Raw genomic sequence first — 20,765 nt, 5'->3', positions numbered from 1 at the left:
CTACCAGCTAAGCTGGTAGTTCTGATTATCTACAATACAATTGCTCTATATGTTGAAATTTAAATGTTTTATCTAGATTTAATAACTGGAAAATTTTGACAATAAAAGCTGGATAATGTATAATTTATGTAACTTAAATTAAGTAATAGACTTAAATTAAAAGAAAAATTAGGAGCTAGAAATGAAAAGAAAAAAAATATATGCAGGAACCCTTGCTCTAGCACTATCTATTGGGGTAGTAACTCCTATAGAAAATAATGCAATTGGGTCTGTGGCATATGCAACTAGTCAGCCTTCACCAACCGATACACCTACCACCACAAATGAATCAACAGATGATACCGATACAACAAATAATGGTGATAATGGTGGAGAGCAAACTAAAGAAAATCAAAAACTTATTGATTTAAAAAAATTAACAGATGAAGAAGCAGACGTTAAAAAATCAACTCGTTATATAAATGCATCAAATACAGAACAAAATGCCTACACTAGTGCAATAGCAGCTGGTAAAAATGTAAATGTAGATGCAAGTGAAGAAACTATAAATGGCTTAATAGATAATATCATTGATAAAAAGAAAAACTTAGGTGCAAGCTCTTTTGACACCTATGAACAACGTGAGGGTCTTAGCTCAACAATTGCCATAGCAGAAAAATTATCTGCAAGTATCGCTAGTAACACTAACGTTAAAAAAGAAGACAAAGATAAATTAACAGATGCAATTAAAGTAGCTAAGGCTGATGAAAAAGATGTTAATAAAAGCAAAGATGATATTATTACATCAAATAATAATCTTGCCCAAACTATAAATGATATTATAAAATCCAATAATTTAGATGCAAATAACTCTGCCCTAACTTATGATGAGTTTGAAAAAATCACTCCATCAGATAATGCAACCTATGGTAGAGCTTATATAAGGCTGGGAGAATTAATAAATTCTGTTAATGAGTTTTCTGAAACAGACAGTTATAAAAAACTAAATCCAGATACCCAGACCAACCTTACAAGTGTATCTACTCAAGCTGCAGAAGTTTTTAACAACTTAAACTCTGACGCAAGCAAATTAAATGATGCTTATAATAATCTAAATAAAGCTTATAACAGCGCTTTAGAAAAATCTAATACAGCAAATACTGAAGTAAGTAGGCTAAGAAAACAAATTGAAAATTCTACTTCTAAAAATCCTGAAGGTTATCAAAATGCAGGAGAATCTGCAAGGTTAACTTATGATATAGCAAAAGCTAAAGCTAATGAATTAATAGCTAAAGGTAATACAAATGCAGCTGATTTGCAAAAAGCAATAAACAACTTAAACTTAGCCAAGTTAGCTCTAGCACCTGTAAAAACAAAAACCATTGATAGTAATCAACAAAAAACATCAAAACAAAATTTACAAGAACTTATAAACGAAGCAGAATCTTATAGAAACAAAGATTCATACAAACTAGCTTCTGATGATGATAAAAAATCATATAACAATGCAATCACAGCTGCACAAGCCATAGTAAAAAAATCTAACCCAACAGATGAAGAGATAGATGCAGCAATAGCTACTATAAAAGAAGCTAAGGATTCTATTGATAAAAATGGACAAAATGGAAAAGAAACAGATGCCGAAAAATTAAATAGGCTGATAGATGATGCAAATAAAGTTATAAATCATCCTAATTATAAGAGTGTGGCCCAAAACTATAGGGATAGATTAGAAAAGGCCCTTAAAAAAGCAAAAGATGCTGAAACAAATGAAGAAATTTTATCAGCGATAAGTGATTTAGAAGCGGCTCTTAACAATTCTGATAATAAAGAAACTTTAGAGGAATTACTAGAAATAGCTAAAAAAGTTAAAGAACATAACGAATATAAAAATGTAGGGTTTACTCAAAGAGGAAATTTGGATAAGGCTATAACTGCTGCAAATAGTGCTTTAGTGGGTGGAAAAGCTACTGATATTGAAATAGCGAGAACAGGTTTGGTAAATGCTTTAAATCAGAGCGAAGTAAAACCTATTGCGGATTTAATAAGATTAAATACAAAAACAGATGACCCTTCCTATGTGAAAGAATTAAAAGATTTAATGGCTTTAGCAAATAAAGTGAAAATTCATCCAGATTATGCTAATGTTTCTGAAGATACAAAAAAATGGTTAGATGATATTTTAATAAGTTCAGAATCTGCATTGAGAAGAGGAAATAAAGAGTCAATTGAGCTTTCTACTGATATGCTAAAAAGACAGCTTAATCATAAAGAATTAAGGCCAATTGTTAAGAAAATTCAAGATGCAGAATCTGAAAAAGAGACACTAAATCCAAGAGAAATCATCAACAAAATGATTGCCAATGATGAGACTCTTAAGAAAAGCGAAAAGTATAGACGTGCTCAAAAATCTCTTAAAGAAACATACAACAAAGCCCTAGAAGAATCTAGCGACCTTATTAAAAATGATGAAGCTAAAGAAGAAGACTTAAAGTCTGCTTCAAATAAACTTGTCGAAGCAGCAAATGCTCTGGATGGAGATAAATATCAAGCTAGACTTAAAACATTAAAAGATGATTTTAATTCTAGAAAATATGATATAAGCGATAAAGCAAAAAGATCTGAATTAGAAGAAAAAATTAAAGCATTAGAAAATGATAATGCAACAATGGATGATTTATTAGCGGTAGAAAAAGAGTTTAAAAATGCGACGGCTGTTACAGGATCATCACAACCTGTTCAAGGTACAACTACAACTACAACCACTACACCAGTAAGTGGTACAACCACAACTACAACACCTGTAACCACAACAAGAGAAGTTCCTGCAACAATTAATCCAGGATCTATCGTAAGAACGGGTATAAAATCTCTTGTAGGGGTAGGAGTAGTTTTAGTAGTAGCACTTGGAGCGTATGCTCTTACTGGAAAAAATAAAAATAAAAAAGAAGAGAATGTAAAAACAAAAAGGAGAGACAACAATGAAATTAAATAAAACACTAGCATCAGCATTACTATTATCAGTAGCCCTAACAGGATGTAACAATATGGTACAAAATGAAAACGCAACTGACGAAAATGCACCAGTAGTAGAAGAAAACAAAAAAGATGAAACAGTAGAACAAGCAGAACCAGCTGAAACTACAGAAGATATAACAGCAGAAGAAGCTGATAAAGCTGAAACAGAAGAAACAACTGATGAAACTGCTACTAAAGAAACATCAGAAGATGAAACAAGTGAAGAAGTAGCTGATACTTCAAATCTTTCAACAGAAGAAAAAATAGAAGCTTTAGAACAAGCTATCTTTGATAACAGATCAAGTGCACGTGCAGTAGAATTATTATTCGAACTTTCACCAGAAACTGCTAATGAAAACGCAGATGTATTAAACGAACTACTAGAAAATTCAAATAATCTTTTAGAACAAGCTCAAACAGCTCTAGACGAATTAAAAGCATCTTAATAAAATAAAAGACCCCTAGGGGTCTTTTTTAGTTTGATTTTAAAAATTTTTCAATAGGGTATAATACAACAAAGAAAATAATTCTAGAAATAAAGGAGTTATCTATGAGAAATAAAATTTTAAAAACCAGCGCAGTCCTAGCCCTAGGTACACTTTTACTAGTTCCAGCTAATAAAGATGTATACGCTGCAAGTACAAATACTGAGGCTAACCAAGCTGTAAAAACTGCTGAAGATGAATTTAAAGCTACATTAGAAAAAGCATCTACTAAAATTGTAGAATACAATTCTGTTAAATTAGGTTATGAATACAAAAATGCTGATCAAGATCCACAGGTAAAATTTAATAATGCTTTATTAGGTCTTGAAAAAGCTTATGAAGAATCAAAAGGTAAGGAATATTCCGATGATAAAACTTACAACTTGTATACAAATCTAATTAATACTTATCTTAGAGCAGTAGAAGAGGCAAAAGCAAACTTAAATGGTAGAGAAGTAGATAAAACAGAATTAATAAATTTAACTACTGAGCAATCCCAATTTAGAGCAAGTGATGCTTATAAAAATGCTTCAAAAGAATTAAAAGATAAATATGATAATGCAGTAGAAAATGCATGGAAAACTGTAGGGGATAATGGGCTTAACCTTACCAACCTACAAAATGAACTAGCAATTAATGCTGTAAAAGAAGCTAAAAATGAAATTATTGCAAGTGATGATAGAAAGAAAGCTTTAGAAAAGCTAAGAGAAGAAATATCTCAAATTAATGCTATCAAGGCTGATAAAGATTTATATACAGATAAATCATACAATACTTATAACAATGCAGCAATTTTATCTAAGTCTACAATAGAAAATCCAAATTCTACTTTAGATGAAATTAAATCTGCAACAGACTTAATAGCTACAGCAAGAAAAAACTTAGCTAAAAAGCAAACTGCAGCAGACATAAGTCGTGAAGACCAAATAAATAGATTAGAAGAAGCAATCAAAGCCAATGAGAGAACAAAGGCTGCTGCTAACCTTCTAAAAGAACTTACTCCAAACATTGCATCAAAAAATATGACTAAATTAGATAATCTAATTAAACAGTCAGAAGATCTAATTGCTAGATCAACTAAAGTTTTAAACCAACTAAAGGGAATAAGAGGTTAACAATACCTTTCTCTAAGGAGGGAACATGAAATTTAAAAATAACGTATTAAAATATATTTTACTTGCAAATATCACAGTTTTAGGTTTAACTGGGCAAAATGCCTATGCCGATGATTTAAATACAGAAGAAGCTGTAATAGAAAATCAAAATTACGAAGCACAAGCCACAGCAGATAATCCACAAGCATTAACACGTGATCCAAAAATTGAAAGTCAAATCACTCAATTACAATTAGCAGTGGATGATCAAGTAAATGTGGTAAACTCAAATGCTTATTATAACTATGCCAGCCAAGACTTAAAGGCTGAATATGAGTCAGCTATTGCAAATGCAAAATCAGTCCTAGCTCGTAAAGATAGCGCTAGCTATGAAGAGCTTAGAAATGCAATGGCAAGAATAAACACCGCTAAGCAAAATATATCTAAGCAAGTAAATGAACAAGCAAAAAAACAAAATAAAAAGGCTCAACTAAATGAAGCTATTAGAAGAAACCAAACTACCCTAGAAGCAGCTAAACAATTAAAATCCTTAATGCCAAATGCTTCTAAAAAGTTTGAAAGACAATTAAACGGCCTAATGGCTCAGTCTGAAGCCCTAATAGCTAGAGCACAAAAAGTTTTAGCAACCCTTTAAGAAATTACCCTACAAGTAACTTGTAGGGCTTTTTTTATCCAATTTTACTTTAAAATCATCCTAAAAAATGTATATTATATATAAGTAAAAGAAAAGATTAGAGAGGGCTTGCGCATTGAAGAGGAAGATTTTTGGGCTTAGTTTAGCTATGGTTTTGGCTATAAATCCCATTATAAAAACAAATTTAAAAATAAATACAGCCTATGCAGCAATTGATCAAGCTCAATTAGATAGGCTAGATACAACAAAATTAGAAAGACAAGTTAAGGCTGCCCAATATTTAATAGATAATATGCCAAATATTATCAGGGGTGATAAGAAAAAAAGGCTAGAAACTCTTATTAAAGATAGTGAAGAACTTATAGCAAGGATAAATAAGATCAAGGCAAATTATGCTGTAAATGACAATCTAAGTATAAGAATAAAAAATATTATTAGAGATAATTTAGATAGGAGAAACACTCAATTTACAGTAAGTGTCAACGCTTATACTAGTAACCAACAAATTCAATCTTGGTTTCTGGAAACAGCTAAAGAAGACTGGTATTTCTTTTATAGTATGTATGGCAAAACAAATGTAAAAACCAAATATGACCCAAATAAAACTAGGGGAGACAAGGTATATATTGACTCTGCAACATTTACAGTAACCTATAGAGAAAATCCAAGTATTGACAACCAAGTAGAAGCATTTGCCAATGATTGGGTAGAGCAAAATATAAATACTTATGATAGTGACTTAGAGAAAACTCAAAAAATTCATGATTTTATTGTAACCAAAAACCAATATAATAGGGGAGATAGCAAAGATATAAGTGGTGGATATTCTATCTACCACCCAGCAAGCATCCTATATGGAAATGGTGGAGTCTGCAATGCCTATGCCACACTATTTGATAAACTTGCAACAAAAGCAGGACTAGATGTAAGATATGCAACAGGTCATTCCAAAAAAACTGGAGAGCCTCATATTTGGAATATGGTAAAAATAGATGGAAATTGGTATAATATAGATGCAACTTGGGATGATCCAACCATAACTTTCAGTGAAGGCAATGTAGAAAATCTAGGTGACTTTGTAATCTATGACTACTATCTAAAAAGTGATGGAGAAATCCAAAAATCAAGAACAATAGATGATAACCCAGATAGACCACAAAGCTTTTCAAGTCTAAATACAGGACTAGCCAATACTACTATCCAAAAAGTTGGAGATACTTATAGGGTGGTTAGATAAATAAAAAACGGATAGCATTAGCTAATCCGTTTTTTATTTTTTTTACTTCTTTCTTCTCTTAATCAAGGCATTTTTAATATCATCAAATTCATCAACTTTTAATACATAAATCACTCCTACATATATAAGTCCAGCAAAGGCTATTGTTACTAGTAGCCAAAGGTTTGATGGGCGAATTTGGTAGAAGTATTTGGCAAATATTCCAAGGACTGCTCCTGCTATTAGGATTTTGCCTATATTTTTTAAAATATACCTATAAGAAAGACTACCAAAAGTTTTATTATACATGAAAAATGCCATTAACACTGATGAAAGTTGACTAAGCGTTGTTGCCATGGCTAGCCCTACTAGTCCGTATTTCATTGACAAGGTGTAGTCTAGGATAATATTTATCCCTAGTTGGACAAAGGAAATAGCTGTTGGTACCTTTGTATTTTGGTGGGAGAAAAATGATAAATATAATAAATCAACTATGGCTGGGCCAAGTAGATACAAGGTGTAGGTAAATAAAACCTGACTAGTTATGATCATATCATTGTAGGTAAATTCTCCTCGATAATACACAAAGGAAATAATCGGCTCTGCTAAAACCATCATTCCAATTATAGATGGGATAAAAAGTAGCATGATTTTTACTAAAGTTTTGCTAGTTAAGTCTTTCATGCCTTTTATATCGTTATCAGCAACCATTTTTCCTATAATTGGATAGGCTGTGATTTGAAAGGGTACTATGAAAGTAGAACTTACTATCCTTAAGATTTTTAGGGCATAATTTACAACTGAAACTCCACCATCAGGAGCAACCAAGGATGCAAATGATTGGTCGACTATGGTTGATACATAAACTGCTGCCATAGAAAAAGTTGTAGGTAGGGATAATATTATAATTTTTTTCACATTTTCATCAAAGGAAAATCTTATCTTACCACGCTTAAAACCTGTTTTTTTAATGGCTCTTGGAAATATTATAAATTGGATGAAGTAGGCTAAAAATATACCAATTGTCATTATCCTAACATTACCATTTGATATAGCAACTGTAATAGCCAAAATTATATTTAAAATAATCAGTGGTAGGGCTGGTGTTAGAAAGTTGCCTTTTATCTGTAAGTATGCAGAAAAAATTGCTGCATAGATATTTGGGTATATGGTTAAAATTATGGCCCTCATAAAGCTTGTTGCAATTTTTAATTTTTCTCCTGTGTATCCAGCTGCAAAAAGTTTTACAATTGCTGGGGCAAAGGTAAAGCCTATTATCATTATGGCGGTAGTTAAAAATAAAGAGAAGTTTAATAAGTTATTTGTAAATTGCTCTCCTGATTCTTCTCCGCCTTTTTTTAAAACTTCGTTATATGTAGGTATGTAGGTTTTGCTTAGGGCATAGGTAATTACCGAAAAAATAAGGGTTGCCGCTGTTGTCGATGTATTAAAAGCATCTGTTATGGGACCTGTTCCGTAATAGAAAGAAAAAATCATCTCACGAATAAATGAGAAGATTTTTCCTACTAAGTTTAATATTATAAGTATTAATGTATTATTCATGATTTTTTATTGGCATAACCTAATAGAAAATTGTCTATTGACTCTATTTCTAGGGTTATGAGTTCGTCTATAGGTATCTCAAATTGGTCAAATATTTCTGCATTTGCCTTGTTTATAGCATCTATAACTACAATATCATCATTATAAGAATTTACATAGCCTGTTGATATATCATAGTAGTTAAAGCTTGTCGCAAGAGTTATTATTTTGTTGTGGTCTTTGGCATATTTTATCAAATCTATAAAATCTGGTTTGGATTGGTAGATTTCATTGTCGCTATCGCCAATAGAAATATTGCCCCAAAAACCCATATAGGTTTCTATTTTTTGTAAGTATTCAGTATTTTTTTCTATCCCGTCTATGGTTTTTTTATCAAATAAAAGATATCCATCAAACTTGCCTTGATCATCTACCAAGTGGGTGAAAAGTCTATCCTCACTTTGGTAGATGATATATCCTACGGCAAAGGAATCTTGATCTGATGAGTAAATTTCTACTAAGTCTTTCATTCATTCTCCTAATTATTTAAGAATCTTGATAAGAATTCTCTAGTTCTATCATGGTGTGGATTTTCAAAAATTTCTTTTGGAGATCCATCTTCTAAGATTATACCTTTATCCATAAATAAAACTCTAGAAGAAACATCACGAGCAAAGTCCATTTCGTGAGTTACAACAATCATGGTAATTCCAGTTTTAGCAAGTTTTGTCATTACTTCTAAAACTTCACCTACCATTTCTGGGTCAAGAGCACTTGTTGGTTCATCAAAAAGTAGGACTTTTGGATTCATGCAAAGGGCACGGGCTATAGCTACTCTTTGCTTTTGTCCACCAGATAGTTGTTCAGGTTTTGCATTTACAAATCTTTGCATACCTACATCTGATAAAAAGCTCATAGCTAATTCTTCTGCTTCTTTTTTGTTTTTGCCTAAGACCAATTCTTGGCCTAAGGTGCAGTTTTCTAAAACATTTTTATTTTCAAATAAGTTAAAGTTTTGAAAAACCATGCCTACTTGAGAACGGTAGTATCTTTCATCAAAATTATTTTCTAGGATGTTTTCCCCTTCATAGAGAATTTCACCACTTGTTGGAGTTTCTAATAGGTTTAAGCATCTTAATAGGGTTGATTTACCAGAACCAGATGAGCCTATGATAGAAACTACTTCGTTTTTTTCTACACTAAAATTTATATCTTTTAGAACTTTAAGATTTCCAAAGCTTTTTTCTAAATTATTTACTTTAATTATTGACATTTTTTGCTCCTGTACTTGATTCTAGTATATAATCTCTACCACTCATTCTTTTTTCTACAAGTAATAGTAATCTTGTAATAGCAAAGGTTAGTACAAAGTAGATTATTGCTGTTATAAAATATGTTGGGAAGTATTGGTAGGTAGATCCTGCAACTGATTTACTCATAAAGAATAATTCTGTAACAGAGATTACATTTAATACTGATGTATCTTTGATATTAATAACAAATTCATTACCTAATGATGGTAATATTGTCCTTACAGCTTGTGGAACAACTACATTTTTCATAGTTTGCCAGTGGGTCATTCCTAAAGCTTTACAGGCTTCAAACTGACCTTTGTTTATAGAATTGATACCCCCACGAACAACTTCTGATAAATATGCTCCAGTATTTATAGATACGATTAAGATAGCTGCAAACATGGTTGATAGGTCGATATCAAAATATTGTTTTAGTCCGTAGAAAATAATTACTGATTGCACCATCATTGGTGTTCCACGGAAGACTTCTACATAAACTCCAAGTAGGAAGTTTACAATCTTATAGATTGCATAACCAATAGGGTTTTTGATTTTATTAACTTCAGTTTTTCTAATAATTGCTACTAATAATCCGATTAAAAATCCTAAAAGAGTAGAAACTATAGCTATAAATAAAGTATTTACAATACCTTTTAAAAATAATGATGAATATCTAGACCAGATTGATTTCATTTCCCCAAAAAAGGTTTGGTTTTCTTCTACTGATTCTTCCTCTCCTTCTTCTTGTAGGGTTGAAATTTTAATCATATCTTCCATGATTTCATCTTGTTCACTATCTGAAATATTTGCTAAAATTTCATTTATATTATCTTCTAAATCTGATCCTTTTTTTACACCGACAGCTACACTAGTTAAGAGAGGATCTATTTCAAAACCATCTTCTGGTGCAAATTCATTATAAACTAAGTCTGCATTAGCGGCGATAGCATTCATAGCCCCAGATTTATCTGAGATATAACCATCTATATTACCAGCTTTGGTTGCAGCAATCATTGTTGGAAATGAATCAAGAGCTTGTTGTTTTTTAACACCATCCATTTGATCAATCAAATCAAGGTGGAAAGTACCCATTTGGGCGGTTATTTTTGCATCTTTAAAGTCATGGATAGATTTTGCATTTGCATAAGCAGAATCTTTTTTAGTAACTACTCCAATAGTTGCATTATAGTAGCTATCAGTAAAATCAATTTGTTTTAAACGCTCTTCTGTAGGGCTCATACCAGCAACTATGGCATCAATCTTACCAGAAGTAAGAGCAGGGATAAGACCGTCCCAATCTATTTTATAAATTTCAAGTTTTTTGCCAAGCCCTTCAGCAATTCTTTTTGCTATGGCCACATCATAACCATTCGCATATTCTCCTGGAGAATTAGATACTGGCACTCCTTCATTTTCCTCACTTACTTCAGAAAAGTTGAAGGGAGCATAGTTTACTTCCATTCCCACTCTTAAAACATCCTCACCTTCACTTGCAAAGCTTACATTTGTAAAACTAAATAATACAAGGATAAGACTTAGTAAAATTTTTCTTATTCTTTTCATAATTTTCCTTCCTGGGTCTAAAAATTCGTAAAAAAAATACACGTACACTTTCGCATTCTTGGGACGAAAGGCCGTGTTACCACCCAAATTCATGCACTTTTCACAAAGTACATCTCAATAAGTACCATCATACTCGTTTGCTGTAACGTGCAATCACGTCTTTGAATCAAATATCCTCAAAGAAACTCAAAGTCTTTTTTCACTAATCTTCCAAATATCCCTTTCCACCAACTGGGACTCTCTAGATTTTTCCAAAAAGCTACTCTTCTTTTCACAGTTGTTGAAGATATAATACAAGATTTTTATAAAAAAGTCAAGGTCAAAATGGTATAGTTAATCAAAGAGGTAAACTATGAAACTAAGTAAAAGGCAAAATGAAATAATAAAGATTTTGCAAAAAAGCGATGAGCCTAAGTCTGGAGAAGCCTTAGGCAATATATTTGGTGTATCAAGGCAAATAATTGTAAAAGACATTGGCGTTTTAAAGGCCTTTGGAGTCCAAATAATATCCACTAATAAAGGATATAAAATAGATACTGGAGAATATTTAACAAAAATAATAGAGTCAAAGCATGAGGATGGAGATATAAAAGATGAACTAAATACTATTGTAGATAATGGGGGAGTGGTTATAGATATTTTTATAAACCACCCAGTCTATGGAGTTATACGTAAAGATTTAGACATCAAATCTCGTAATGGAGTCAATAAATTTGTAAAAAATATGGACATTTCAACTCCATTAAAAAACCTAACTGGCAATATACATTATCATACGATTAGGGCCAAAGACCAAGAAACTTTTGAAATAATAGAAAATGCTTTAAAGGAAAAAGGATATTTAAAATAATTCCCCACTGTATATACAATAAATGTTTTTTGTGTTATACTTTAGCTAAGAAAAATCTTAGGAGAAGTTATGAAAAAATATTTAGAACAACAGGGAATTATACTTTCACCAAAGGTTTATTTTATAGATGCCTTGGGTGCTATGGCCTTTGGTCTTTTTGCTTCCTTACTTGTAGGAACAATTTTAAATTCTATTGGCAATACTCTTAATATCCCATTTTTGACAGAAAGAATATGGCCATTGATAGGGCAAGCAACTGGAGCTGCTATTGCAGTTTCCATAGCAAATGCATTAAAGGCACCAAATTTAGTTTTATTTGCATCAACTATAGTTGGTATAGGAGCCTATGAACTAGGCGGGCCAGTAGGGGTTTATGTAGCTACGATTTTTGGAGTAGAGTTTGGAAAATTAGTTTCAAAACGCACAAAACTTGATATCATAATCACACCTGCCCTTACAATTTTGGTCGGTGTTTTAGTAGGAGATTTGATTGGCCCAGGTGTAGCAGCCTTTATGACAGGTTTAGGTAATATAATAATGCGTGCAACAGAACTTCAGCCATTTTTAATGGGTATAGTTGTATCAGTTTTAGTTGGTATGGCTCTAACTTTACCTATATCATCAGCTGCAATTTGCATGATGCTTTCACTATCTGGACTGGCTGGTGGAGCTGCAACAGTTGGATGTGCTGCTCAAATGATAGGTTTTGCTGTGATTTCTTATAAGGATAATGGAGTAGAGGGTTTGCTTGCTCAAGGGCTTGGAACATCTATGTTTCAAGTACCAAATATTATTAAAAATCCGTGGATTTGGTTACCTCCTACGCTTGCTGGAGCAATTTTAGGACCAATTTCTAATTTGATTTTTAAAATGGAAAATACACCTTTAGGATCAGGAATGGGAACAAGTGGACTAGTGGGACAAATCTCTACCTTAAATGCAATGGCTGGATCTAGAAATATTTCCCTTCTACTTATCCAAATTTTATTTTTACACTTTATCCTTCCGGCAATTATTTCATATATTATTTATAAAATAATGTATAAAAAAGGCCTGATAAAGGATAATGATATGAAAATTAACTTTTAACGGCTAAATATAGCGTATTTGCTAGTTGTTTATGGCAATTTAACAAAAAATAGATATAATTAAGAAAGAAGCATTAAATAAATAATGCTTTTTTCTTTTATAAAGGAGAGTTAAATGGAAAAACAAAGAAATTTCGACCAATTTAAAGTAAACCTTAATGAAGGTTCTTCAGTTGGTAAAGTTATAGCAGTTATGAGTGGTAAGGGTGGAGTTGGTAAGTCATCTGTAACCAGCATGCTAGCTAATAAATTAAATAAACAAGGATATAAGGTTGCAGTTTTTGATGCCGACATTACAGGGCCATCAATCCCACAAGCTTTTGGTATTGATGAAAGTGTAACAGGTACTAAAGAAGGAATCATGTATCCAGGTGTTACCCGTGATGGAATTAAAATTATTTCTGTAAATATGATTTTACCAAATAAAACAGATCCTGTAGTATGGAGATCATCTATCGTTACTGGTGTTATCAAACAATTTTACACTGACGTAGATTGGGGAGAAATCGACTATATGTTAATCGATATGCCACCAGGAACAAGTGATGTGCCACTTACAGTTTTCCAATCACTACCAATTGATGGGATTGTTGCAGTAGCAACTCCACAAGATTTAGTAGGTATGGTTGTAGAAAAATCCCTAAAAATGGCAAAAATGATGGGTAAAAAAGTAATTGGTATTGTAGAAAATATGTCATATTTCAAATGTCCAGACTGTGGATCTGACCATAAAATATTTGGAGACAGCCACGTAGAAGAAGTAGCTGGCAAATATGACATTGAAACAATTGCAAAACTTCCAATCAACCCAGAAATTGCAAGTAAAATCGACGCTGGTCTTGTAGAAGACGTAAACTTAGAAGAATTAAATCCAATAATCGAAAAAATCGAATCATTATAGGAGGATTTATGAAAAAGAGACTCTTAGCACTTTTGTGCGCCTTAAGCATATTTGTTCCATCGCTAGCTCTTGCAGCGAATGATGCAAATAAAGATGCAGTAGTATATGGAGCTGCCCTAAATAATGAGCAAATAAACCAAGTAAACCAAGCCTTTGGTGTAACAAGCAATGACCCAAACCTTGCTTATAAAACAGCAACAGGCAATGATTTACAAAAATATTTAGGCTACTATACTGATAATTCTAATATGATTTCTTCAGTATATATCAAAAAATTACCAGAAAATTCTGGAATTAAGGTAAATATTGTAACGCCAGCAAATATTACATCTATTACCCAAGGTCAATATACCAATGCGGCCATAACAGCGGGAATTACTGATGCAGATATTTATGTAGCAAGCCCAAAACCTGTTACAGGGGAGTCAGCCTTAGTTGGTGTGTATGCAGCACTTGCAAATTCTGGTAAAGACATAGACCCAGAACGTGCAAAAGTTGCTCAAGAGGAACTTGAAGCTGTAAATGAAATTACAGAAGAAAATAAAGATAAATCTGGTTTTGATGCAGCAGATTTGGATAAGGTAGTTATAGAAGTAAAACAAAAACTAGCAGAGCATAAAGAAGAAACAGGACAAGCTGCAGATGCTAATCAAATAAACATCTACATCCAAGATGCTTTAAAAAATGTAAATCTTGAAAATGTTCTAAGTGATAATAATATAAATATTTTGGTAAACTTCTTTGAAAAATACCAAAATTCTTCAGCTATTGATAGTAAAGAAGTAAGGGAAAATCTTATAAAATTTGGCAATGAGCTAGCAGATAATGCTGGTAAATTTTATAACGAGAACAAAGATACAATTGATAATATTACTAAAGAAGCTCAAGATAGCGGTCTTTTAGATTCTATTCTTAACTTTTTTAGATCAATAGTAAATTCATTTATAAATATATTTGGTTCATCAAACGATAGCCAAAATTAGATAAAAAGAGGAGGAGCATATGCTCCTCTTTTATTGTACTATTCTTCTAATTGATATAGGATTTCTAATTGGTCCTATAATTATTCCATACCTTGGACTTGATGCATGGATCATATTTCCGTTTCCATCTGCCATTCCTACGTGGGTTATATTATTTAAACTTGTTCCAAAGAATACTAAGTCCCCGGCTTTTTCTTGACCAAATGGTATTTCTACACCATATCTTTGCTGACTTTGTGCAAAGTGTGGTAGGTTTATACCTATTTGACGATAAGCCTGCATAGTAAATCCTGAACAATCTATACCACGTACTGGGTCTATACCACCCCAAACATATGGATTGCCAAGATATTGAGTAGCCCACTTATAAAGCTCACTACCAGTTTTAGATCCTGTTACAGGAACTGTAGTTGTATTTGAACTTTGATTTTCTTGATTACTATTAGTTGTAGTTGTAGTGACATAAGATACTTCTGTTATCTCACGCATTTGGTTTCTAGCTGCTTCTTCGCTAGCTATCTGATTTTTTATAGAAGTATTCATGTCATTATAAAATTTAGTAAAATCAGCTAAATCATTAGCATCTTTTTTTGCAATAGCTAAATCTTCTAATTTTACATAACCTTCTTTGATTTTGTCACTTTTACTTTCAGCTTCTGTATCGTCTGAAGCGGTATTTTGGTCTAAGGCCACAGTTTCTGGAGTATCATGAAGGGTTACAACACTTGGAGTTTCTTCATTTTCGATTGTTCCTAGGGTAACTGTTTTTACATCGCTATTTTGATTTTTATCTGCTAAATCATCAACTGAGCTATTATTTTCAAGCTTTTCTAAATCTATAGTATTTATTTTTTTGTTATCTTTAAAATCTTCATTATAGGAAACTTTTACAAAGTCACTATCTGGTTCAAAACCTAAGATAGTAACCTTAGTTTTTTCTTGCAATTTATCATCGGTAAGATTTTTAGAATCACTATTAGGTCTTTCTTTTAGATTAGTTTCTGCAAGTAAACTAGTATGGCTTAGCTTATAAAACCATTTTTTTGCTACAAATCCTTTTTTGCCTTCAAATTCTATTTCGTACCAATCGTCATTTTCACTTTTTATTTCATAAGGGGTAAAGTCCTCGATGCCGCCAAGGATATCACTATTTACATCTTCTTTTACTCTGACATTTACACCGTCAGTAGTATTTTTATTTAAAATAATGGAATCAGCATGGGAAATTCCTGGATTTATAAAAAGTTGAGAAATTATTAATGAAGTAATAAAGGCTTTTTGAAATCTCTTTGTCACATCAATCTCCCTTTTAAGTACTCTAGTATAATTTTAGAAGAAAATGAGTAAAAAGTCAATTTTATAGGCTTTTCACCTACTATAATTAAAAAGATGGGTATAGGTAGCTAGAGGTGGTTATATGTTATACAACAGAGATTTTATAGATGAAAAGATAAAAAGTGTTATAAGAGCAAGTGAATCGTGCATTGGAGAAGGAGAATTAGCTAGCTACATACCAGAACTTGCAAATGTTAAACCAGATAATTTTGCTCTAAGTATTACATCTATTACTGGGGAAAGTTTTAATTATGGTAACTATAATTATGAATTTTCTCTCCAATCTATATCAAAAGTTCTGCTTCTAATCATGGCCCTCCATGATAATGATCCAGAAAAAGTTTTTAGTAAGGTGGGTAGTGAGCCAACAAGTTACGAATTTAATTCACTAGTGCCCATTACTGATAAGGCAGCCAATCCATTTATAAATGCGGGAGCAATTACTACCGCTTCAATGATTTTAGGAACAGATGTTGATGATAAATTTGATAGAATCCTAGATTATTATAAAAAATTATCCAAGCAAGAAAAAGCCCATCTTATGAAAGAAGTATATGCATCAGAAATGGAAACAACTGATAGGAATAAGGCTATTTCTTATTATTTAAAAAGTAAGGGAATATTTGATGAAGATCCAGAGAAAGTTTTGGATCTATATATTAAGGCTTGTTCTATTTCTACAAATGTAGTTGCTCTATCCAGTATGGGGGCGGCTATTGCTAATAGGGGATGTGACTTAGAAACCCATTACAATTTATTATCCAAATCTGAAGTTCAAATTGTCCTAAGTCAAATGGCAACTTGTGGAATGTATGAGAACTCTGGTAGATACTTAATGAATGTTGGTATCCCATCAAAATCTGGAGTTTCTGGAGGCATACTTGGAGTTGTACCAGGAGTATGTGGGATAGGAGTATATTCACCAAGGCTAGATGCAACTGGAAATAGTGTTCGTGGCAAGGAAATATTTAATATGCTAGGTCAAGAACTAGATTTATCAATATTTATAAATTAAAAAAGAGCAGTCAATCTGCTCTTTTTTATATTTTTATCTTATTGTTTTCGTATATATTTAGTATTAACAAAATAGCATATATTGCGCTAAAGGCTGTAAATGCTAAAGTCAAAGATGAGGTATGGAGGATATTATTTACTCCCTTTAAGAAAAATGGAGCTAAAAAGCCACCCACATTACAACCTATAAAAATTAGATTATTAGCAATTCTAGCATGAGATCCTTTTACAAATCTAGAAACTTCTGCAAATAAGTATGGAATGCATAGAGATTGGGATAAGGCTACAAAGACCATACATAATAAAGATATATACATATTATTGCCAAAAAATGCCAGGACAATATTTACTACTATATAGATTGCTAAACCTAGTATAATAGTTTTTTCTCTTAAGATTCGATTGATAATTCCAAATAAAAAACCAAAAATCATTCCAGACATTGGCAGGATAATCATGTATAAGTTTGCATCAACTCCAAGACCTTTTTGGTTGGTAGCTATGGTTGGAAAACGCACGCTAAGAGCAGTTACATTCATAATCATAATTGCTGCAAAAAACGCATAGAAAAATATTTGCCTATTTATTTTAAATTTTCCTATATCTGCTTTATCAGTGGTATCTACTTCAGGGATGACCTTATTAAAGTAAGCCATAATAAAAAATGCTATAAAATAAACTAAAAATGCATATTTCCAGTGGATTTTCATCAAAAGGCCAGCCATAAATAAAAATACCATTTGGCTGATAAATTCGGTGGAGTTTCTGATGCCATGGAGCCTATAGGCTTCATCGCCTTCATAAAATGTATTTATATAATTTGCACTATGTCCATTAAACAAACCAACTCCTGCACCCATGATAAGACGGCTTATAACAACCGATATGTAAGAAGTGTGGATGATTGGCAAAAGCGAGCTAAGGCCTACTAAAAAAAGACCAACCATTACACAATTTTTCATGCCGATTTTTTTAGTGACTTTTTCGCTTAGAAATATTGTAATGATGCTGGTAATTGATGATATAGTTATAAGAGATTCTGCATTTGTAATAGAAATACCAAAGTCTCTTTGCATAAAAACTAGAGTACCTGATATAACACTATTGCTGGCGACATAGAGGGCTATGGTTAAGATTGCTATTTTTATTTTTAAATCTTTTCTCAAATCTTTTTTCAAAATAATTCCTTTGCTACTATAATATTAGAATTATAATATCAAATCTTGAGATTTTGGTAAAGATTGATAGAGTCGCCAGTAAAAATAGGCATAAAAAAACTGAGGATAATCCCCAGTTTCATATTCTATGCTCTTGCGTCGATGTCACCATATTTTTCAGGTTCTTCGTCGAATTTTTTAACAGCATATGAGCAAATTGGAAGAATTTTTTTGTAATTTCCGCGTGCTTGTTCGCATACTTTATCTACAAGTTGTTCAGCAACTCCTTCTCCTCTATATTTTTCATCTACTACTGTATGAGTAATTGCCCATGTACTATCTATTTTTTCTTCTACTTCACAATAACCAACTTGGTCATCTCCATCAAAAGCTAATGCTTTTAATTGATCTTCATCAAATCTAATAATCATATTTTATCACCTCTAATATATAAATACCCATTTTGGGTAAAAATATACTATAGAGAAAAGGAGGAGTTAATATGCAAAGAGATTATAAGTTTTCTTCAGTTATTATTTTGCAATTTATATCAGCTATTATTGTTTTTCTAATTGCAAAACTTTTTGGAACTAGTCCAAATGATTTAGAAAGTATGGGTACATCATTTAGTGGAATAATTTCAAATATCCTCATAACTATAGTTGTCATTACCTTTCAATTTATGATTGCTAGAGGCCTAGTTTATAATAGGATGGGAACAGTTGGAGAATATATGGATGGGATAAATCATTTGAATTTAAAGGTGATTGGAGTTTGCTTTTTGATTTCGTTCTTACCTAACCTCGCTTGGATATTTTTGGGCTTTAGCCTTGTGACAACAATTGCAGCAGGTTTTATGATAAATAATAGTTTTAGTGCCGTATCAGCTGCCGTGGGCTTAGTCCTACTAATCCTAATTGGGCAAATAGTTTATTCAGCCTTTACAAATTACCGTTTTCTACTAGGAGCAGATAGACCAGAACTATCATTTGCTGATTTATTTAAAGGAACTTTTAAGGTTGGTAAAGACTTATTTGGCAAAACTTTAAAAACTTATGCTAAATGGTTTATCCTACCAGTACTTGTATTTATAGCTTTAATAGTTCCGTTAGGGACTTATGCTAATGGGATATTTTCTTTTTTTCTAATGTATATATTAATTTTAGCTTTTGCAATTTACGCTGTGCTAGCTACTACCTTTGTTTTAGGAGAATTATCCAACCACTATTTAGATTATAAAAACGACTACAATAAAACTTATGAAAAGACAATTTATGAAGCTTAATTATACAGAAAGGACTTACAATGATTAACGAAAAATTAAAAGAACTAATTTATAATGATGAAGAAAAAATTATTAAACAAAGAAGACACTTACACGAAAATCCAGAACTTGCCATGGAGGAGAGAGAAACCAATGACTTTATCAAAAAAGAATTGGAATCTTATGGCCTTAAAGTAACACAGCTTGAGCCAACAGGACTTATAGCAGAAATAAATCCGGATAGTGATGGCAAGACAGTTTTACTTCGTGCAGATTTTGATGCCCTACCTATAGAAGAAACAAATGACTTTGATTTTAAATCCAAGAATCCTGGTAAGTCCCATGCCTGTGGCCACGATACCCACACAGCTATGCTTTTAGCCGCAAGTAGAGCATTAATTGAAATAAAAGATGAACTGCCAGGAACAGTTAGATTATTGTTTCAACCGGGTGAAGAAACTGGTGATGGAGGAAAGGCTGTTGTAAAACAAGGAGTTACAAAGGGTGTTGATAGTGGATTTGCCATTCACATTTTTACAGACGTTCCACTTGGATATGCTGCTACAGGCTATGACCAAGTAATGGCTGGAAATTACTTCTTTGAAGTAAACTTCAAAGGGAAATCTGCCCATGGATCTACTCCATATGATGGCAATGATGCTATTATGATGTTAAATACTTTTATAAATGGTGCTAATGGAGCAATGGCTAGAAAAGTAGATGCATTAAATGAACCAATAGTATTAAACTATGGAACCATCTCTGGTGGATCAGTGGCAAATGCTGTAGCAAGCGATACAAAACTTACCGCAAGCTTTAGATTTTTTACAAACGAGTCAGCTGATAAATTCTTAGAAGAACTAAAAGAAATAGCAGATGCATCAGCAAAACTTTATGGTGGTAGTGCAGAATTTACCTATAACCAAGGAGCTGGTCCGGTTATAAATGAAAAAACATCTACCGATACAGCTGTAAAAGTAGCCAAAGAATTATTTGGCGATGACCATGTAAAAACTGATCTTAAAATTGCTGGGTCTGAAGACTTTGGATTTTTACTAGCTGGATACGAAGATTATGAAGGCATGCCTGGAGCTTATATGATCATTGGTGCAATGAATCCAGATGACCCTTCAACATTTCCTAAAAACCACGCCCAAGACTTTAATCCAGATGAAAGTGCCTTTAAAGATGGAGCGCTTTTACTAGCTCAATATGCCTATGATTTTTTAAATCAAGATAATTAGAAAAATATATAACTTGAGGCCATAAGGCCTCTTTTTTATTTAAATTATCTGAAATTTGTTATAAAATATAATTATATTAGAA

General features: G+C 32.2%; 19 protein-coding genes and 1 other annotated feature. Of the genes, 12 read left to right on the top strand and 7 right to left on the bottom strand.

Features of this window, described 5'->3' with window-relative positions:
• Nucleotides 1-181: 181 nt before the first annotated feature.
• From AB9Q04_RS04385 to AB9Q04_RS04365, 5 genes are all read left to right on the top strand, one after another.
• Nucleotides 182-2,974, top strand: a complete 2,793-nt coding sequence (locus AB9Q04_RS04385; protein ID WP_410024159.1) for a hypothetical protein — start codon at nt 182-184, stop codon at nt 2,972-2,974.
• Nucleotides 2,961-3,443, top strand: a complete 483-nt coding sequence (locus AB9Q04_RS04380; protein WP_410024158.1) for a hypothetical protein — start codon at nt 2,961-2,963, stop codon at nt 3,441-3,443. The genes AB9Q04_RS04385 and AB9Q04_RS04380 overlap by 14 nt, the downstream gene beginning before the upstream one ends.
• Nucleotides 3,444-3,547: 104 nt before the next feature.
• The gene (locus AB9Q04_RS04375; protein ID WP_410024157.1) at nt 3,548-4,597 is read left to right on the top strand and encodes a hypothetical protein; all 1,050 of its coding nucleotides are present in this window, start codon (nt 3,548-3,550) and stop codon (nt 4,595-4,597) included.
• A gap of 25 nt (nt 4,598-4,622) precedes the next feature.
• On the top strand, nt 4,623-5,231 hold the full coding sequence (locus tag AB9Q04_RS04370) for a hypothetical protein (RefSeq protein ID WP_410024156.1): 609 nt from the start codon (nt 4,623-4,625) through the stop codon (nt 5,229-5,231).
• A 115-nt stretch (nt 5,232-5,346) separates the two neighbouring features.
• The gene (locus AB9Q04_RS04365; RefSeq protein ID WP_410024155.1) at nt 5,347-6,468 is read left to right on the top strand and encodes a transglutaminase domain-containing protein; all 1,122 of its coding nucleotides are present in this window, start codon (nt 5,347-5,349) and stop codon (nt 6,466-6,468) included.
• 42 nt (nt 6,469-6,510) lie between these two features.
• Here the strand turns inward: AB9Q04_RS04365 and murJ are convergent, their stop codons facing one another.
• The 4 genes from murJ to AB9Q04_RS04345 are packed head-to-tail and all read right to left on the bottom strand — an operon-like array spanning nt 6,511 to nt 10,847.
• Nucleotides 6,511-8,010: a murein biosynthesis integral membrane protein MurJ gene (murJ, locus tag AB9Q04_RS04360; RefSeq protein ID WP_410024154.1), complete on the bottom strand. Its 1,500-nt coding sequence runs from the start codon at nt 8,008-8,010 to the stop codon at nt 6,511-6,513.
• Nucleotides 8,007-8,519: a hypothetical protein gene (locus tag AB9Q04_RS04355; RefSeq protein WP_410024153.1), complete on the bottom strand. Its 513-nt coding sequence runs from the start codon at nt 8,517-8,519 to the stop codon at nt 8,007-8,009. The genes murJ and AB9Q04_RS04355 overlap by 4 nt, the downstream gene beginning before the upstream one ends.
• 8 nt (nt 8,520-8,527) lie before the next feature.
• Nucleotides 8,528-9,262: an amino acid ABC transporter ATP-binding protein gene (locus tag AB9Q04_RS04350; RefSeq protein WP_410024152.1), complete on the bottom strand. Its 735-nt coding sequence runs from the start codon at nt 9,260-9,262 to the stop codon at nt 8,528-8,530.
• Nucleotides 9,249-10,847 (bottom strand): ABC transporter substrate-binding protein/permease, encoded by a 1,599-nt coding sequence (locus AB9Q04_RS04345; RefSeq protein WP_410024151.1) that lies wholly within the window; start codon nt 10,845-10,847, stop codon nt 9,249-9,251. Before AB9Q04_RS04345 ends, AB9Q04_RS04350 begins: the two co-directional genes overlap by 14 nt.
• Before the next feature lie 56 nt (nt 10,848-10,903).
• Nucleotides 10,904-11,131: a binding site (T-box leader), on the bottom strand.
• Nucleotides 11,132-11,199: 68 nt separating this feature from the next.
• On the opposite strand from AB9Q04_RS04345, the gene AB9Q04_RS04340 reads away from it, so the two are divergent.
• The 4 genes from AB9Q04_RS04340 to AB9Q04_RS04325 all read left to right on the top strand — a co-directional run bounded on the left by AB9Q04_RS04340 (nt 11,200) and on the right by AB9Q04_RS04325 (nt 14,669).
• Nucleotides 11,200-11,697, top strand: a complete 498-nt coding sequence (locus tag AB9Q04_RS04340) for a 3H domain-containing protein (protein ID WP_410024150.1) — start codon at nt 11,200-11,202, stop codon at nt 11,695-11,697.
• Nucleotides 11,698-11,766: 69 nt separating this feature from the next.
• Nucleotides 11,767-12,786, top strand: coding sequence for a PTS sugar transporter subunit IIC (locus AB9Q04_RS04335; protein ID WP_410024149.1), 1,020 nt, complete (start codon nt 11,767-11,769; stop codon nt 12,784-12,786).
• A 114-nt stretch (nt 12,787-12,900) separates the two neighbouring features.
• Nucleotides 12,901-13,686 carry a P-loop NTPase gene (locus tag AB9Q04_RS04330; protein WP_394019931.1) on the top strand — a complete coding sequence of 262 codons (786 nt, stop codon included), beginning with the start codon at nt 12,901-12,903 and terminating at the stop codon, nt 13,684-13,686.
• 8 nt (nt 13,687-13,694) lie between these two features.
• Nucleotides 13,695-14,669 carry a DUF1002 domain-containing protein gene (locus AB9Q04_RS04325; protein WP_410024148.1) on the top strand — a complete coding sequence of 325 codons (975 nt, stop codon included), beginning with the start codon at nt 13,695-13,697 and terminating at the stop codon, nt 14,667-14,669.
• Nucleotides 14,670-14,699: 30 nt separating this feature from the next.
• Here AB9Q04_RS04325 and AB9Q04_RS04320 read toward each other — a convergent pair whose 3' ends face one another.
• Nucleotides 14,700-15,965 carry a C40 family peptidase gene (locus AB9Q04_RS04320; protein ID WP_410024147.1) on the bottom strand — a complete coding sequence of 422 codons (1,266 nt, stop codon included), beginning with the start codon at nt 15,963-15,965 and terminating at the stop codon, nt 14,700-14,702.
• A gap of 121 nt (nt 15,966-16,086) precedes the next feature.
• On the opposite strand from AB9Q04_RS04320, the gene glsA reads away from it, so the two are divergent.
• On the top strand, nt 16,087-17,019 hold the full coding sequence (gene glsA / locus AB9Q04_RS04315) for a glutaminase A (RefSeq protein ID WP_410024146.1): 933 nt from the start codon (nt 16,087-16,089) through the stop codon (nt 17,017-17,019).
• A gap of 25 nt (nt 17,020-17,044) precedes the next feature.
• On the opposite strand, the gene AB9Q04_RS04310 is transcribed toward glsA, so the two are convergent.
• Both AB9Q04_RS04310 and AB9Q04_RS04305 read right to left on the bottom strand, forming a co-directional pair.
• On the bottom strand, nt 17,045-18,196 hold the full coding sequence (locus tag AB9Q04_RS04310) for an MFS transporter (protein ID WP_410024145.1): 1,152 nt from the start codon (nt 18,194-18,196) through the stop codon (nt 17,045-17,047).
• A gap of 125 nt (nt 18,197-18,321) precedes the next feature.
• Nucleotides 18,322-18,606: a GNAT family N-acetyltransferase gene (locus tag AB9Q04_RS04305; protein ID WP_394019941.1), complete on the bottom strand. Its 285-nt coding sequence runs from the start codon at nt 18,604-18,606 to the stop codon at nt 18,322-18,324.
• Between the two features lie 71 nt (nt 18,607-18,677).
• Here AB9Q04_RS04305 and AB9Q04_RS04300 point away from each other — a divergent pair, with 71 nt between their 5' ends.
• Both AB9Q04_RS04300 and AB9Q04_RS04295 read left to right on the top strand, forming a co-directional pair.
• Nucleotides 18,678-19,460 carry a hypothetical protein gene (locus AB9Q04_RS04300; protein WP_410024144.1) on the top strand — a complete coding sequence of 261 codons (783 nt, stop codon included), beginning with the start codon at nt 18,678-18,680 and terminating at the stop codon, nt 19,458-19,460.
• Between the two features lie 20 nt (nt 19,461-19,480).
• Nucleotides 19,481-20,683, top strand: coding sequence for a M20 metallopeptidase family protein (locus AB9Q04_RS04295; protein WP_410024143.1), 1,203 nt, complete (start codon nt 19,481-19,483; stop codon nt 20,681-20,683).
• The last annotated feature ends 82 nt before the right edge of the window (nt 20,684-20,765 follow it).

The organism is Anaerococcus groningensis (genome assembly GCF_046365465.1).
In the GTDB taxonomy this organism is placed as follows: domain Bacteria; phylum Bacillota; class Clostridia; order Tissierellales; family Peptoniphilaceae; genus Anaerococcus; species Anaerococcus groningensis.
This window is presented reverse-complemented; position numbering and strand designations above follow the sequence as displayed.